Source organism: Streptomyces monashensis, from assembly GCF_001866665.1.
Taxonomy (GTDB): Bacteria; Actinomycetota; Actinomycetes; order Streptomycetales; family Streptomycetaceae; genus Streptomyces; species Streptomyces monashensis.
In genome coordinates this window covers 198,797-212,886 of sequence record NZ_MLYO01000036.1, presented here as the reverse complement: position 1 = coordinate 212,886, position 14,090 = coordinate 198,797, and the positions used below count along the sequence as shown (strand labels likewise).

Genomic DNA, 14,090 nt, shown 5'->3' with positions numbered 1-14,090 from the left:
CCGCGCCCCGGAATCACCCGTCCCGCCCCTCCCGGTGTGACCTGAGTCACCGTTAGCGTGACCAAATGTCAGGAAACCGTGGCGAAGGGACTTTTCCATGCGGGTCGGAGTACTGACCGGAGGCGGTGACTGCCCCGGGCTCAACGCGGTCATCCGGGGCATCGTCCGCAAGGGCGTGCAGGAGTACGGCTATGACTTCACCGGCTTCCGGGACGGCTGGCGGGGCCCCCTCGAAGGCCACACCGTCCGCCTCGACATCCCCACGGTGCGTGGCATCCTGCCCCGTGGCGGCACCATCCTCGGCTCCTCGCGCACCAATCCCCTGAAGGAGGAGAACGGGATCCGCCGGATCAAGGACAACATGGCCAAACTGGACGTGCAGGCCCTCATCGCGATCGGTGGCGAGGACACCCTGGGCGTCGCGGCCCGCCTGTCCGGCGAGTACGGGGTGCCCTGCGTCGGGGTGCCCAAGACGATCGACAACGACCTGTCGGCCACCGACTACACCTTCGGCTTCGACACCGCCGTCAACATCGCCACCGAGGCCATCGACCGGCTGCACACCACCGCCGAGTCCCATATGCGGGTGCTGGTGGTGGAGGTGATGGGCCGGCACGCCGGCTGGATCGCCCTGCACTCGGGCCTGGCCGGCGGTGCCAACGTCATCCTCATCCCCGAGCAGCGCTTCGACGTCGAGCAGGTCTGCGCCTGGGTGACCTCCCGCTTCCGGGCGTCGTACGCGCCGATCGTGGTCGTCGCCGAGGGCGCCATGCCCAGGGACGGTGACATGGTGCTCAAGGACGGCTCGCTCGACTCCTTCGGGCACGTGCGGCTCTCCGGGGTCGGCGAGTGGCTGGCCAAGGAGATCGAGCGGCGCACCGGAAAGGAGGCCCGCACCACCGTCCTCGGCCACGTCCAGCGCGGCGGCACCCCCAGCGCCTTCGACCGCTGGCTCGCCACCCGCTTCGGCCTGCACGCCGTCGACTGCGTCCACGACGGCGACTACGGCACGATGGTCGCCCTGCGCGGCACCGACATCGTCCGCGTCCCGCTGGCCGAGGCCACCGCCAGGCTGAAGACGGTGGACCCGGAGCTGTACACGGAGGTGGGCGTCTTCTTCGGCTGAACGAGGCTCGTCCTCAGCGCCGGTCGGCACAGGGCGGCCCGTCCGGCGTTCGAGGACGGGGCCCGCCGGCCAACTCCCGCACGATCGCCACCCCGTTCAGGCTGAGCACCGACTCCGGGTGGAACTGCACGCCCGCGAAGCCCGGGCCCCGAACGGCGTGCACCTCGCCGTTCGCGGCCCGGCTCACCTCGATGCCGTGCGCGGCCAGCTCCCGGGCCGCCTCGTCGTCGCAGCGGGCGACGAAGCTGTTGTAGAAGCCGACCGTCTCCTCGCGCCCGAACAGGTCCACGGCCGTCTGCGCCCCCTGGTACGGCACCCCCTTCCGTACGATGTCCAGGCCCAGCTCGGCCGAGATCAGCTCGTGCCCGAGGCACACGCCGAGCACCCCGTGCCGGTGCTCCCGCAGCACGGTCGCCGTCAGCTCCCGCAGGAACCGCATCTTCGGGTCGGCCGGGTCGGCCGGGTCGCCGGGGCCGGGGCCCAGCACGACGGGACCCTCGTGCGCGAGCACCGCCGCCCGCAGCCCGGGCTCGTCGTAGCGCCGGACGCTCACCTCGAGGCCGCCCGAGCGCAGCACGTGCGCCAGCATCGCCGTGAAGGTGTCCTCGGCGTCCACGACCAGGGCGTGCCGGCCGAGCGAGGGCAGCCGCTCCTGCATCCGCAGCCAGAACGGGGCCAGCGAGGACCGCCGTTCGTCCAGCGCGGCCCGCACCCGCGGATCGTCGGCGAGCCGGGGTGACTCCCGCTGCGCGCGCGGCCGGGCCGGCCGCACCCCGAGCGCCGCCAGCACGCCCGCCGCCTTCGCGTGGGTCTCCGCGACCTCGCTCGCCGGATCCGACCCGCGCACCAGCGTCGCGCCGACCCCGACCCGCAGCCGGCCGGCCGCGTCGATGTCGGCCGTGCGGATCAGGATGGGGGAGTCCAGGGTCTGCGCGCCCCCGGAGTCCCGGCCGAGCAGCGCCAGCGCACCGGCGTAGTAGCCCCGGCCGCCCGGCTCGTACCGCTCGATGACCCGGCAGGCGTTCTGCACCGGCGAGCCGGTCACGGTCGCCGCGAACATCGTCTCCTTCAGCACCTCCCGCGCGTCCAGCGACGACTTCCCGCGCAACTCGTACTCGGTGTGCGCGAGATGGGCCATCTCCTTCAGCCGCGGTCCGACGACGACCCCGCCCATGTCGCCGACCGTGCACATCATCTTCAGCTCCTCGTCGACGACCATCGACAGCTCCTCGATCTCCTTGCCGTCGGCGAGGAAGGAGAGGAGGTGCTCCGGGGTCGGGCCCTCGGCGGGATAGCGGTACGTCCCGCTGATCGGGTTCATCACGACCGTGCCGCCGGACATCCGCACATGCACCTCGGGGCTGGCCCCGACCAGCGTGCGGTCCCCGGTGTGCACCACGAACGTCCAGTACGCGCCCCGCTCGCCCGCGAGCAGCCGGCGGAACAGCGCCAGCGCGTCCGCGCGCCCGAAGCCCGGGATCCCGCCCTCGTACGTCCGCCGGATCACGAAGTTGGCGCCCTCGCCCCGGCCGATCTCCTCGGCCAGCACCCGCCCGACGATCCCGGCGTACTCCTCGTCCTCGATGTCGAACCCGCCGTCCTCGACCCGGACTTCGTGCCCGGGGAGCTGCTCCAGGGCCCGCTCCAGCGGGATCTCGTACGACTCCTCGGGGATCAGCACCAGCAGCGGCGTGGCGTCGTCGCGGACGTCGAAGCCGCGCTCGCGGATCTGCCGGAACGGGACCAGCGCCAGGCCCTCGTCGGGGAGGTCGGCCAGCCGGTCGCGGGCCGTGACGGGGCCGCGCAGCAGCTCGACCATGTCGTGGTCGCGGCCCGGTGCGCGGCGGCGCAGAAGGGCGAACGGGCGGTCGTCGTCCAGCAGTCGGGTCAGGTCCATGGCTCCTCGGTTCCTCGTGCGGTGGGAGGAACGGCCCGGCCCCGGAAACGCCGAAGGCCGCCCCTCGGGCGGCCTTCGCGAAGTCTGGGTACGCGCAGTCAGTGGGCCGCCGGACGAGCGGTCCACCACCAGTTCTGGTTCAGGGTCGAGTGCGCGAACATGTCCGGCACCCTACCCGATCCGGCCAAGCCCTGGCGGGTTCATCCGTCCGACACCCGCTTCCCGGAGGCTGGGTCCGGCCCTGCCCGCGTCCGGCGACCGGCTGCTTCACGCCGTCCCCACAGCGCCCCCACGCCTGGCGCGCCGACGCTCCGCAAGTGGAAGTAGGCCGAAAAAACCGGCAATTGAGCGTCATTTATTGACGCGTACACGATCTGGCTCCCAGTCTTCCCCCGGACCGCTTTCGTCCCACGGGGGAGGAGAAAGTCATTTCCACATCACTGTCCTCAGGGCCGCGTCCGCGGCCGAGACGGCGCGCCGCCCGGGCGCTGACCGTCCTCGTCGCCGCTGCGGCTCTCGGCGCCGCACCGCTCGCGACCGCACAGGCCGCCACCGCACCCGCCGGCTCCACGCAGGGCGGCACCACCGCGATCCACTACCGGGGGCACACGTTCACCGTCCCCGCCGACTGGAAGGTCGTCGACCTCGACAAGGATCCGGCCACCTGCGTCCGCTTCGACCGGCACGCCGTGTACCTCGGCACACCGGGCGCCCGGCAGAACTGTCCCGCCGACGTGACCGGCCGCACCGAGGCGCTGCTCGTCCGGCCCTCGAACGCCACCAGGGCCGCCGTCACCGAGAACCCCACCTCCCGGACGTACAGCGCGACCGCCGCAGGCATCACCGTCACGGCCGGCTACGGCGCCGACCGTGCCGGGATCCGGCGGGTGCTCGCCGGTGCCGGGCTGCCGGTGGCCTCGGCGCGGACCGCGGCGCCGCCCGCCGCGCCGGCCGCGCTCGCCGTACCGGCCGACGCGACCTCGTACCAGGGCACCGGCTTCGACGCCTGCGACGCCCCGAGCCAGGCCGCGATGAACGCCTGGAAGGGCTCCTCCGGCTACGGCGCCGTCGGCGTCTACATCGGCGGCGAGAACCGCGGCTGCCCCCAGGCGAACCTCAGCGCCCAGTGGGTGCAGACCCAGTACACGAACGGCTGGCGCTTCCTCCCGATCTACGTCGGCAAGCAGGCCACCGCCGACTCGGGCAGCTGCGGCGGGCGCTGCACGGTCATCACCGACCCGGTCCCGCAGGGCAGCGCGGCCGCCGACGACGCGGTCGCGCAGGCGAAGGCGCTGGGGCTCGGCGCGGGCTCGGTGATCTACGAGAACATGGAGAACTACCCGCCCGGCGGCGACAACACCTCCCGGGTGCTCGCCTACCTCGACGCCTGGACCAAGCGGCTGCACGACCTGGGCTACCGCTCCGGCGCCTACGGCGGCGGGGCGTCCCTGACCCCCGACCTCGTCGCGGCGGCCGGGAAGATCACCCTGCCCGACGTGATCGACACCGCCCGCTGGAACGACCGGGCGACGACCGACGACCCGGCGATCCCGGCGGGCCTCTGGGCCGACCACCAGCGCGTCCACCAGTACGCGGGTGATCTGTCCGAGAGCCACGGCGGTGTCACGATCGGCATCGACCGGGACTTCATCGACGTGGGAACCGGCGGCACGCCTCCGCCGCCCCCGCAGAAGAAGACGACCAAGCTCGCCTACACCGGCCCGAAGACCGTCTCCGACGGATCCCCGGCCACCCTGTCCGCGACCCTCACCACCGACGCCGGCGCACCCGTCGCCGACAAGAAGGTGAGCTTCGCGCTCGGCACCCAGTCCTGCGACGGCACGACGGACGCCCAGGGCGCGGCGACGTGCACCATCGCCTCGGTCGACGCCCCGCTGAACGCCGACGCGACCGTCCCGGTCAAGGCGTCCTTCGCCGGCGACGACGGTTACCTGCCCTCCGAGGCGTCCGACACCGTGCGGCTCCAGTACGTCACCGGGCGGGCCTACGGCCTGTCGGCCGACGTCTCGCTGCTCGGCCTGCCGGTGGTGTCCGTCCCGCCGACGCCCGACACGGGCACCGTGCGCACCGCGGGCGCGAGCAGTACGGCCCCGCCCTGCACGGCCGGCATCAGCACGCTCGTGCTCACCTCGAAGACGCTGTGTGCCCGGGTCGACACCAAGGCCGGACCCGGCGGCGCCACCTCCACGGCGTCCCTGGAGGAGGCCACGGTCGGCCTGCCGGGCCTGCCCGTCCTCAAGGTGTCCGGGATCAAGGCGGTCTCGACCAGCAGCTGCGGCGCGGTGTCCGGCACCACGGACCTCACGCTCACCGTGGCCGGAGTCCCGGTCAAGATCGACGGCAGCGCGAACGAGTCCGTCGACCTCGGGGTCGTGGGCGCCAAGCTCGTGGTGAACGAGCAGGTCAGGACGGCGGACGGCGGCCTCACCGTCAACGCCGTGCACCTGACCGCCCCCGGGGTGGACGTGGTCGTCGCGTCCAGCACCTCGGCGGCGCACAACTGCGGCTGACCGCCGCCGGGAACGGGCCCCTGTGCGCGGGGGCCCGTTTCCCACATCCGGGCGGGATGCGTCTCACGTGATGAGCGAATGAGGGGCTCCGTGACCGCACCCCGTAAGGTGTAGAGGGTGACCGTGAACGCTAAGACCAGCGCGAGCGCTGGCAACACCTGGCGAGACCTGCCCGCGGCGCAGCAGCCCGAGTACCCCGACCTTGAGGCTCTGCGCGCAGTGATCGCGGACCTCGAGTCGTATCCGCCGCTCGTCTTCGCGGGCGAGTGCGACCAGCTGCGCGCCCGGATGGCGGCCGTCGCCAAGGGAGAGGCGTTCCTCCTCCAGGGCGGCGACTGCGCCGAGGCCTTCGACGCGGTGTCCGCGGACCACATCCGCAACAAGCTGAAGACGCTGCTCCAGATGGGTGCCGTCCTCACCTACGCGGCCGCCGTGCCCGTGGTGAAGGTCGGCCGGATCGCGGGGCAGTACTCCAAGCCGCGCTCCAAGCCGACGGAGACCCGCGACGGCGTGACCCTCCCGGTGTACCGGGGCGACTCCGTCAACGGCTTCGACTTCACGCCGGAGTCCCGGATCCCGGACCCCGAGCGCCTTAAGCGCATGTACAACGCCTCGGCGTCCACGCTGAACCTGGTGCGTGCCTTCACCACCGGCGGTTACGCGGACCTGCGCCAGGTGCACGCCTGGAACCAGGACTTCGTGCGGACCTCGCCCTCGGGCCAGCGCTACGAGCAGCTCGCGCGGGAGATCGACAACGCGCTGAACTTCATGCGGGCCTGCGGCACGGACCCGGAGGAGTTCAAGACCGTCGAGCTGTTCTCCTCGCACGAGGCGCTGCTGCTGGACTACGAGTCCGCCCTCACCCGGGTCGACTCCCGCACCGGCAAGCTGTACGACGTCTCGGGGCACATGGTCTGGATCGGCGAGCGCACCCGCCAGCTGGACGGGGCGCACATCGAGTTCGCCTCGCGGATCAGCAACCCGATCGGCATCAAGCTCGGCCCGACGACGACGGCCGAGGACGCGCTGAAGTACATCGACCGCCTCGACCCCGAGCGGGAGCCGGGCCGGCTGACCTTCATCGTCCGCATGGGCGCCGACAAGATCCGCGACAAGCTCCCCGAGCTGGTCGAGAAGGTCACGGCGTCCGGCGCGACGGTGGCCTGGGTGACCGACCCGATGCACGGCAACACCTTCGAGGCGGCCTCCGGGCACAAGACCCGCCGTTTCGACGACGTGCTCGACGAGGTCAAGGGCTTCTTCGAGGTCCACAAGGGCCTCGGCACCCACCCGGGCGGCATCCACGTGGAGCTGACCGGCGACGACGTCACCGAGTGCGTGGGCGGCGGCGACGAGATCTTCGTCGACGACCTGCACCAGCGCTACGAGACGGCCTGCGACCCGCGGCTGAACCGCAGCCAGTCGCTCGACCTGGCCTTCCTGGTCGCGGAGATGTACCGGGACCAGTGACCGGCCTGCTGACAGGCCCGGGACGATCTGGGGCGCGGATCACATGCGATCCGCGCCCCTCCCCACTTTTGCGGGCCCTGCCCGGCGGGTAAGGTTAGGTTTGCCTCACCGATCAAGGGGATGGCGCCATACGGAAATCCCGTCGGGAGGTGAATCCGCGTGTACGTGTGCAGCTGCTTCGGTATCACCGAGGACCAGGTCAAGCAGCACGCGCAGGGCGGTGCCTGCACCCCCCGCCAGATAGCCTCCGCCTGCAAGGCGGGCACGGACTGCGGCTCCTGCGTCCGCCGCATCCAGGCCCTCCTCGGCCGCGGCGCCTGCCCCCGCCGCGAGCTGGCCGACCAGGGCAGGCCGGTCCTGGCGGAGCTGGAGCCGCCGACGGCACCCGGCATCGCGGAAGCGGCCTAGCTCTCCGGCTGCTCGATGATCTGCGCGATGTAGAGCGCCTCGCCGAGCTTCTCCACCAGTTCCAGCTGGGTGTCGAGATAGTCGATGTGGTTCTCCTCGTCGGCGAGGATGTCCTCGAAGATGTTCGCGGACGTGATGTCGCCCTTCTCGCGCATGACCTTGATGCCGCGCTTGAGCCGGTCGATCGCCTCCACCTCGATCTGCCGGTCCGCCTCGAACATCTCCTTCACGCTCTGTCCGACGCGGACGTGGAACAGCCGCTGGTAGTTCGGCAGCCCTTCCAGGAACAGGATCCGGTCGGTCAGCACCTCCGCGTGCTTCATCTCGTCGAACGACTCGTGCCGGGTGTACTTGGCGAGTTTGTACCAGCCGAAGTTCTCCTGCATCTTCGCGTGCAGGAAGTACTGGTTGATCGCGGTCAGCTCGCCGGTGAGCTGCTCGTTGAGGAACTCGATGACCTCGGGGTCGCCCTGCATCGCAGCGGCTCCTTCCACGGGGGACGGGGGAGGTGTGCGGCCGCATGATTGCATCGGCAACGAAGATCGTCCAGTAAGTGGATACTTAGTGAGTTCGCCCTGACTTGGGATCTCATGTCCGGTTCGCGGGGGACGCCGGAGGGATGGTCAAGGGCACTGCCCGAGGTCTGTCAGGATGGTTACATGGGTCATCCGGTGGAGCGAGAGTCTGGAGCGGCGGCGGGGTCCGAGCTCCCGCCGGGTCAGCGGCTCCAGCGTGGCTGGCCGGTCACCCACTACGGACCCGTCCCGAAGTTCCGCCCCGAGCGCTGGGAGTTCCGGGTCTTCGGCGCCACCGCCGACGGCGACAAGCACACCTGGGGCCACGAGGAGTTCACGGCCCTGCAGTACACCACCGTGGTGGCCGATCTGCACTGCGTGACGAAGTTCAGCATGACCGGCGCCGAGTGGGGCGGCGTCCCGGCTGCCGCGATCCTGGACCTGGCCCCGCCGGCGCCGGACGTCACCCACGTGATGGTCTGGGCGGAGTACGGCTTCAGCTCCAACCTGCGCCTGTCGGACTTCGCCTCCGACCGCACGATCTTCGCCACCCACAAGGACGGCGAGCTGCTCACGGCCGAGCACGGCTTCCCGGTCCGCCTGATCGTCCCCCACCTGTACGCCTGGAAGGGCCCGAAGTGGGTCCGGGGCGTGGAGTACATGACCGCCGACCGCCGCGGCTTCTGGGAGGAACGCGGCTACCACAACATCGGCGACCCCTGGAAGGAACAGCGCTACTCCTACCAGGAGGAACCCGGGGAGGGCCCGGAGCTGTAGCCCTCGGCGGCCGGTGCGGCCGCTACGCGTCCCGCAGCTTCTTCAGCCGCTCCACGTCCGCCGCGTGCCCCTCCGGGCCGCCGGGCGTCTCGATGACCAAAGGCACGCCCTCGGTCGCCGGATGGGTCATGAGCGCCCGGAACGGATCCTCGCCGATGTGTCCGGCGCCGATGTTCGCGTGCCGGTCCTTGTGCGCGCCCACCACGTCCTGGGAGTCGTTGGCGTGGATCAGCTTCAGCCGCCCCTCGCCGACCGTGTCCACCAGCAGGTCCAGGGTCTGGTGCATGCCGCTCGGGCCGGTCAGGTCGTGGCCGGCGGCGAAGACGTGGCAGGTGTCCAGGCACACGCCCAGCTTCGGATGGGCGTCCAGCGCCTCGAAGTACGGCCCGAAGTCCCAGGTCCGCGAGCACAGCGAGGCGCCCTGCCCGGCCGTGGACTCCAGCAGCAGGAACGGGTCGTCGTCGTGGGTCAGCTCGTCCAGCAGCGGCAGCATGCGCTCGCGCACCTGCCGCAGCGCCACCGACCGCTCCCGCCCGCCGGTCGCGCTCCCCGTGTGCACGACCACGCCCAGCGCGCCGATCTCCCGTCCGCGCCGCAGCGAGTGCCGCAGCGACTCCACCGACCGCTCCACGGTCGCCTCGGTGTGGGAGCCGAAGTTGATCAGGTAGGGGGCGTGGACGTACACCGGGATCGACTCCTCGGCACAGGCGGCGCGGAACGCCTCGTCCTGCCGGGGGTTGCCGGTGGGCGTGGCCCAGCCGCGCGGGTTGGCCACGAAGACCTGCACGGTCTCCGCCTTCAGCGTGCGGGCGTACGACAGCCCGACCGTGTGCAGGCCGCCGGCCACGGGCACGTGCCCGCCGACGGGGTTGCGGGGCAGGGGGACGCGGGGAAGCGACGACTGCTGGGGACTCACCCGTTCAGGGTGTCATGCCCGCCCCGGCCGCCGGACCACGGTCCCCGTCAGCCCGTACCCGCGCCCCGGGTCACCGGATGGTGATCGTGATCGTCGAGCCCTTGGGCGCCGTGCCGCCGCCCTTCACCGACTGCTTCTGCACGGTGTCCCCGAAGAGACCGAGCAGCCCGCGGTCCTCGCTGACCTTGAAGCCCGCGCCCTCCAGCGCCTTGTGCGCGTCGGCCACGCTGTCCCCGGTCACGTCCGGCACCTGGACCATCTGCGGGCCCTTGGACAGTGTCAGCGTCACCGTGTCGCCCGCCGCGGCCTGGCTGCCGTCGCCCGGGCTCTGCCGGGCCACCTTGCCGTTGTCGTACTCGGAGTTGACCCGGTCGGGCGCGATCACGACCTTCAGCCCGGCGCCGGTCAGCGTCTGCCGGGCGTCGGCCGGGTCGTCGCCGGTGACGTCCGGGACGTCGACCGGGCTGCCCTTGCTGACGACCAGCGCGATCGCGGAACCCGCGTGCCGCTTGGTGCCCGCCTGCGGGGTCGTACCGATCACGGAGCCCTCGGTGACGCCGTCGTTGAACTCCCGGGTGACCATGCCCGGCTCCAGCCCGTCCGCTTTCAGCAGTCTGCGCGCCTCGGCCAGTGGCCGGCCCGTCACGTCCGGCACGTTCACCGTCTCCGGGCCCAGCGAGACGGTCAGGGCCACCGCGTCGTGGCCGCGGATCCGGGCGCCGGGCGCCGGGTCCGTGCTGATGACCGTGCCGCGCTGGACGGCGTCGTTGTACTGGCGCTTGATCGGCCCGACGTCGAGCCCGGCCGCCTGCAGCCGCTCGCGCGCCTGCGCCTCGGTCTTGGACAGCAGCGGCGGGACGGTCGTGAACTGGCCGGAGTTGATGTACCAGACGCCCGTGCCCACGCCGAACACCACCAGGACAGCGGCGACGACGGTCAGCAGCAGGTGCTTCGGGCGCCTGCGGCGCGGCACGGGCGGGGCCTGGAGCCGGCTGGTGTGCCGGACGCCGTCGAGGGACTCGTGCTCGCCCACGGGCAGCGGGCGGGGCACAGTCAGCGAGCGCGGGATCACGCTCGTCCGGTCCCCGGCGTTGTCGTGCTCCGCGGACAGCGCCTGGGGCGGCACCGCGTCCAGCTGCTCGGCGCTCAGCCCCTCGCGTGCCTCGCGCACCCGGGCGAGCAGCGCCACGGCGTCCTGCGGGCGGAGCTCCGGGGTGCGCGCGGTGGCCGCCGCGACCAGCCGGTCCAGCTCCGGGGCGAGCCCCGGCACCAGTGCCGAGGGCGGCGGCACGTCCTCGTGTATGTGCTTGTAGAGCACCAGCGCGGGGGAGTCCCCGGAGTGCGGCTTGTCCCCCGTCAGCATCTCGTAGAAGACGACACCGCACGCGTACACGTCGACGCGCGGGTCCGCGGTGCCCTGCTCGATCTGCTCGGGCGCGAGGTACGACACGGTCCCGAGCACGGCGCCCGTGGTGCTGGTCACGGTGTCCACGGACCGCACGAGCCCGAAGTCGGCGACCTTGACCCGCCCGTCGTCGCCTATCAGCACGTTCTCGGGCTTCATGTCCCGGTGCACGAACCCGGCCCGGTGCGCGGCACCGAGCGCGGCGAGGACGGGCTCCAGGATGTCGAGGGCCGCGCGGGGCTGCAGCGCCCCCCGCTCGCGCAGCACGTCGCGCAGGGTGCAGCCGGCGACGTACTCCATCGCCAGGTACACGTACGACCCGTCGGTGCCCTGGTCGAAGACCTGGACGACGTTGGGGTGGGCGAGCCGGGCGACCGACTTCGCCTCCCGGATGAACCGCTCGACGAAGGTGCCGTCGGCCGCGAGCGTCGGGTGCATCACCTTCAGCGCGAGAACGCGGTCCAGCCGGGTGTCCAGGGCCCGGTAGACCGTGGCCATCCCGCCGACGGCGATCCGCGCGTCGACGCGATAGCGGCCGTCGAGCACCTGCCCGACGAGGGGGTCCTGAAGGGTCGTATCCACGAAAGGGGAGTCTACGAGGACCGACCGACAAACCCCGCTCCGAGCCCGGTTCCCGCCGGCTACTGAAGCCGACCTGTGACGCTTCCCGCACGCCCGCCCGCCCGGGCGGGCGCACGGAGAGACGCGCAGAGCCCTAGAACGCCGGACGCTCGGGGTCCAGCCGGGCCATCCCCTCCGTGGGCGACGACGCCTCGGCGAAGTGCCTGCGGGGGATCCGCCCGGCCAGCCGGGCCAGCCGGCCGCCCTCCACCGCGTGCCTCATCGCGGCGGCCATCAGCTCCGGCTCCTGCGCGCGGGTCACCGCCGAGGCGAGCATCACCCCGGCACACCCCAGCTCCATGGCCAGCGCCACGTCGGACGCCGTACCGGCCCCCGCGTCCAGAATCACCGGTACGCGCGCGTGCTCCACGATCAGCTGGAAGTTGTGGGGATTGCGGATACCGAGCCCCGAACCGATCGGCGAGCCCAGCGGCATCACCGCCGCGCACCCGACGTCCTCCAGCCTCCGCGCGAGCACCGGATCGTCGTTGGTGTACGGCAGCACCGTGAACCCCTCGTCCACCAGCGTCTCCGCCGCCTCCAGCGTCTCCACCGGATCCGGCAGCAGCGTGCGCTCGTCGGCGATGACCTCCACCTTGATCAGGTCAGTGCCCAGCGCCTCCCGGGCCAGCCGCGCGGTCAGCACCGCCTCCCCGGCGGTGTAGCAGCCCGCCGTGTTCGGCAGCACCCGGATGCCCAGCTTCTCCAGCACCGACAGCACCGAGCCGTGCACGGAGGGGGCCACCCGTCGCATCGCGACCGTCGTCAGCTCCGTGCCGGAGGCGATCAGCGCCCGCTCCAGCACCTCCAGGCTGGGCGCCCCGCCCGTACCCATGATCAGCCGCGACGAGAACGCCGTACCCCCGAGGACCAGGGAATCGTCGGCCATGCTTCAGCCCCCCTGCACGGCGGTGAGGACTTCCACGCGATCGCCCTCGCCCAGCGGTGTGTTCGCCCACTGCGCGCGCGGGACGACGGTTTCGTTGACGGCCGCGGCCACCCCGGAGGGCGCGGCGGCCAGGGAGCGGACGACGGAGTCGAGCGCGGTGCCCGCGACGATCTCCCGGCGCTCTCCGTTGACAGAGATCGAGATGTTCATGCGGGCTGCTCCTGAAGGACGGCGGACGGGTCGGCGACGCCGAAGCGCCGCGGTGTGAACGGGCGGGCCTCTTCCGGCAGTTCGCCGTCGGCCAGCAGCCCTGCCATGACATCGCCGGTGACCGGCGTGAGCAGCACCCCGTTGCGGTAGTGCCCGGTGGCCAGCACCAGCCCGTCGAGCCCGGACGGGCCGAGCAGCGGCGCGTTGTCCGGCGAGCCGGGGCGCACCCCCGCGCGGGTCTCGGTGAGCGGCAGCTCGGTGATGCCCGGCACCAGCTCATGGGCGTCGCGCAGCAGCTCGTACACGCCGCCCGCGGTGACCGTCGTGTCCCAGCCCAGCTCCTCGCTGGTCGCGCCGACGACCAGCTCGCCGTTCTCCCGGGGCACCAGGTAGACGTGGCCGCCGCGGACGACGGCCCGCACGGTACGGCTCAGGAAGGGCGCGTACGCGCGCGGTACGGCCAGCCGCAGCACCTGCCCCTTCACCGGCCGCACCGGCGGCAGCAGCGCCTCGGGCACGCCCGCGAGCCGCCCGCTCAGGCTGCCGGCCGCGAGCACCACCTGCCCGGCGCGCGGCGCGGTGCCGTCGGCGAGGGTGACCCCGGCGGCGCGGCCGCGCGCGACGTCCAGCCGCTCGGCCCACGCGCGGTGGAACACCACGCCGGAGCGCTCGCACGCGACGACGAGGGCCGCCACGAGCCGCCGCGGGTCGATCTGGTGGTCGCCGTCGACCCGCAGCCCGCCGCGTACCCCGGGCGCCAGCATCGGCTCCAGGCGCCGGCACTCCCGCCCGGACAGCCACTGCGACTCCAGGCCGCAGCGCTCCTGCAGGACATGCAGTTCCCGCAGATGGGCACGGTCGTCGGCGTCGAGCGCGACCTGGAGGGTGCCGCAGCGGCGGTAACCGAGGTCGTGGCCGGTCAGCTCGGTCAGCTCGGCCGCGAAGTCCGGGTAGCGGCGCGCCGATTCGAGGTTGAGGGCGAGCAGGGTCTCCTCGCCGTAGTGCAGTTCGGTGACCGCGGCCAGCATCCCGGCCGCGACCCGCGCGGCCCCGCCGCCGGGCTCGGGGTCCACCACGGCCGTGGCGAGCCCGCGCTGCGCCGCGCGCCAGGCCGTGACCAGGCCGATGATTCCGCCCCCGATGACGAGGACGTCGGACGTGTCGGATGTGTCGGACGTACGTGACGGCATGGGCGTCCAGCCCCTCCCTTCGCCGGCATGACCCGGATCAGGTTCGTACGGTCGGAGGCCGCCAGCCTCCCTCTCAGCCCGGTGCGTCCGGGCTCCCGCGAGTGCTTGTACGGTGGCCACCCTAGCCCGCAGCCC

The 14,090-nt window shown here is 72.4% G+C and carries 13 protein-coding genes and 1 riboswitch; of the genes, 5 read left to right on the top strand and 8 right to left on the bottom strand.

The annotated features are described in order from the left end of the window. Positions 1 to 97 precede the first annotated feature (97 nt). Positions 98 to 1,126 (top strand): 6-phosphofructokinase, encoded by a 1,029-nt coding sequence (locus BIV23_RS23200; protein WP_071382851.1) that lies wholly within the window; start codon positions 98 to 100, stop codon positions 1,124 to 1,126. A 13-nt stretch (positions 1,127 to 1,139) separates the two neighbouring features. On the opposite strand, the gene BIV23_RS23195 is transcribed toward BIV23_RS23200, so the two are convergent. Together BIV23_RS23195 and BIV23_RS53980 are read right to left on the bottom strand one after the other, a co-directional pair. After that, positions 1,140 to 3,023 carry an anthranilate synthase family protein gene (locus BIV23_RS23195; protein WP_071382850.1) on the bottom strand — a complete coding sequence of 628 codons (1,884 nt, stop codon included), beginning with the start codon at positions 3,021 to 3,023 and terminating at the stop codon, positions 1,140 to 1,142. Between the two features lie 98 nt (positions 3,024 to 3,121). Then, on the bottom strand, positions 3,122 to 3,184 hold the full coding sequence (locus BIV23_RS53980) for a trp operon leader peptide (RefSeq protein ID WP_425442540.1): 63 nt from the start codon (positions 3,182 to 3,184) through the stop codon (positions 3,122 to 3,124). Between the two features lie 528 nt (positions 3,185 to 3,712). On the opposite strand from BIV23_RS53980, the gene BIV23_RS52030 reads away from it, so the two are divergent. From BIV23_RS52030 to BIV23_RS23180, 3 genes are all read left to right on the top strand, one after another. After that, the gene (locus BIV23_RS52030; RefSeq protein ID WP_071382849.1) at positions 3,713 to 5,554 is read left to right on the top strand and encodes a choice-of-anchor P family protein; all 1,842 of its coding nucleotides are present in this window, start codon (positions 3,713 to 3,715) and stop codon (positions 5,552 to 5,554) included. A gap of 117 nt (positions 5,555 to 5,671) precedes the next feature. Beyond that, positions 5,672 to 7,024, top strand: a complete 1,353-nt coding sequence (locus tag BIV23_RS23185) for a class II 3-deoxy-7-phosphoheptulonate synthase (RefSeq protein ID WP_071382848.1) — start codon at positions 5,672 to 5,674, stop codon at positions 7,022 to 7,024. 159 nt (positions 7,025 to 7,183) lie between these two features. After that, positions 7,184 to 7,432, top strand: a complete 249-nt coding sequence (locus BIV23_RS23180) for a (2Fe-2S)-binding protein (protein WP_071382847.1) — start codon at positions 7,184 to 7,186, stop codon at positions 7,430 to 7,432. Here BIV23_RS23180 and bfr read toward each other — a convergent pair. Next, the gene (gene bfr / locus BIV23_RS23175) at positions 7,429 to 7,908 is read right to left on the bottom strand and encodes a bacterioferritin (protein WP_071382846.1); all 480 of its coding nucleotides are present in this window, start codon (positions 7,906 to 7,908) and stop codon (positions 7,429 to 7,431) included. The genes BIV23_RS23180 and bfr overlap by 4 nt on opposite strands. Before the next feature lie 183 nt (positions 7,909 to 8,091). On the opposite strand from bfr, the gene BIV23_RS23170 reads away from it, so the two are divergent. Next, positions 8,092 to 8,724 (top strand): sulfite oxidase-like oxidoreductase, encoded by a 633-nt coding sequence (locus BIV23_RS23170; RefSeq protein WP_071382845.1) that lies wholly within the window; start codon positions 8,092 to 8,094, stop codon positions 8,722 to 8,724. 22 nt (positions 8,725 to 8,746) lie between these two features. Here the strand turns inward: BIV23_RS23170 and BIV23_RS23165 are convergent, their stop codons facing one another. The 5 genes from BIV23_RS23165 to thiO all read right to left on the bottom strand — a co-directional run bounded on the left by BIV23_RS23165 (position 8,747) and on the right by thiO (position 13,955). Continuing rightward, entirely contained in the window at positions 8,747 to 9,640 is an 894-nt protein-coding gene (locus BIV23_RS23165; protein ID WP_071382844.1) for a deoxyribonuclease IV, read from the bottom strand. 70 nt (positions 9,641 to 9,710) lie between these two features. Further along, positions 9,711 to 11,627, bottom strand: a complete 1,917-nt coding sequence (pknB, locus tag BIV23_RS23160; RefSeq protein ID WP_071382843.1) for a Stk1 family PASTA domain-containing Ser/Thr kinase — start codon at positions 11,625 to 11,627, stop codon at positions 9,711 to 9,713. A 133-nt stretch (positions 11,628 to 11,760) separates the two neighbouring features. Continuing rightward, a complete protein-coding gene (locus BIV23_RS23155; RefSeq protein WP_071382842.1) occupies positions 11,761 to 12,555 on the bottom strand; it encodes a thiazole synthase in 795 nt (264 codons plus the stop codon). Positions 12,556 to 12,558: 3 nt separating this feature from the next. Next, complete coding sequence (thiS, locus tag BIV23_RS23150; RefSeq protein ID WP_079173307.1) at positions 12,559 to 12,765, bottom strand: sulfur carrier protein ThiS; 207 nt, start codon at positions 12,763 to 12,765, stop codon at positions 12,559 to 12,561. Continuing rightward, positions 12,762 to 13,955, bottom strand: coding sequence for a glycine oxidase ThiO (gene thiO / locus BIV23_RS23145; RefSeq protein WP_071382841.1), 1,194 nt, complete (start codon positions 13,953 to 13,955; stop codon positions 12,762 to 12,764). The genes thiS and thiO overlap by 4 nt, the downstream gene beginning before the upstream one ends. Beyond that, positions 13,953 to 14,064, bottom strand: a riboswitch (TPP riboswitch). Its footprint overlaps the gene before it by 3 nt. Between the last annotated feature and the right edge of the window lie 26 nt (positions 14,065 to 14,090).

What these genes read in the sequence shown, in the direction of transcription:
- BIV23_RS23170 (WP_071382845.1), top strand. Translation starts at nt 8,092, where the DNA reads ATGGGTCATCCGGTGGAGCGAGAGTCTGGAGCGGCGGCGGGGTCCGAG.
- bfr (WP_071382846.1), bottom strand. Translation starts at nt 7,908, where the DNA reads ATGCAGGGCGACCCCGAGGTCATCGAGTTCCTCAACGAGCAGCTCACC.
- BIV23_RS23195 (WP_071382850.1), bottom strand. Translation starts at nt 3,023, where the DNA reads ATGGACCTGACCCGACTGCTGGACGACGACCGCCCGTTCGCCCTTCTG.
- BIV23_RS23155 (WP_071382842.1), bottom strand. Translation starts at nt 12,555, where the DNA reads ATGGCCGACGATTCCCTGGTCCTCGGGGGTACGGCGTTCTCGTCGCGG.
- thiS (WP_079173307.1), bottom strand. Translation starts at nt 12,765, where the DNA reads ATGAACATCTCGATCTCTGTCAACGGAGAGCGCCGGGAGATCGTCGCG.
- thiO (WP_071382841.1), bottom strand. Translation starts at nt 13,955, where the DNA reads ATGCCGTCACGTACGTCCGACACATCCGACACGTCCGACGTCCTCGTC.
- BIV23_RS23200 (WP_071382851.1), top strand. Translation starts at nt 98, where the DNA reads ATGCGGGTCGGAGTACTGACCGGAGGCGGTGACTGCCCCGGGCTCAAC.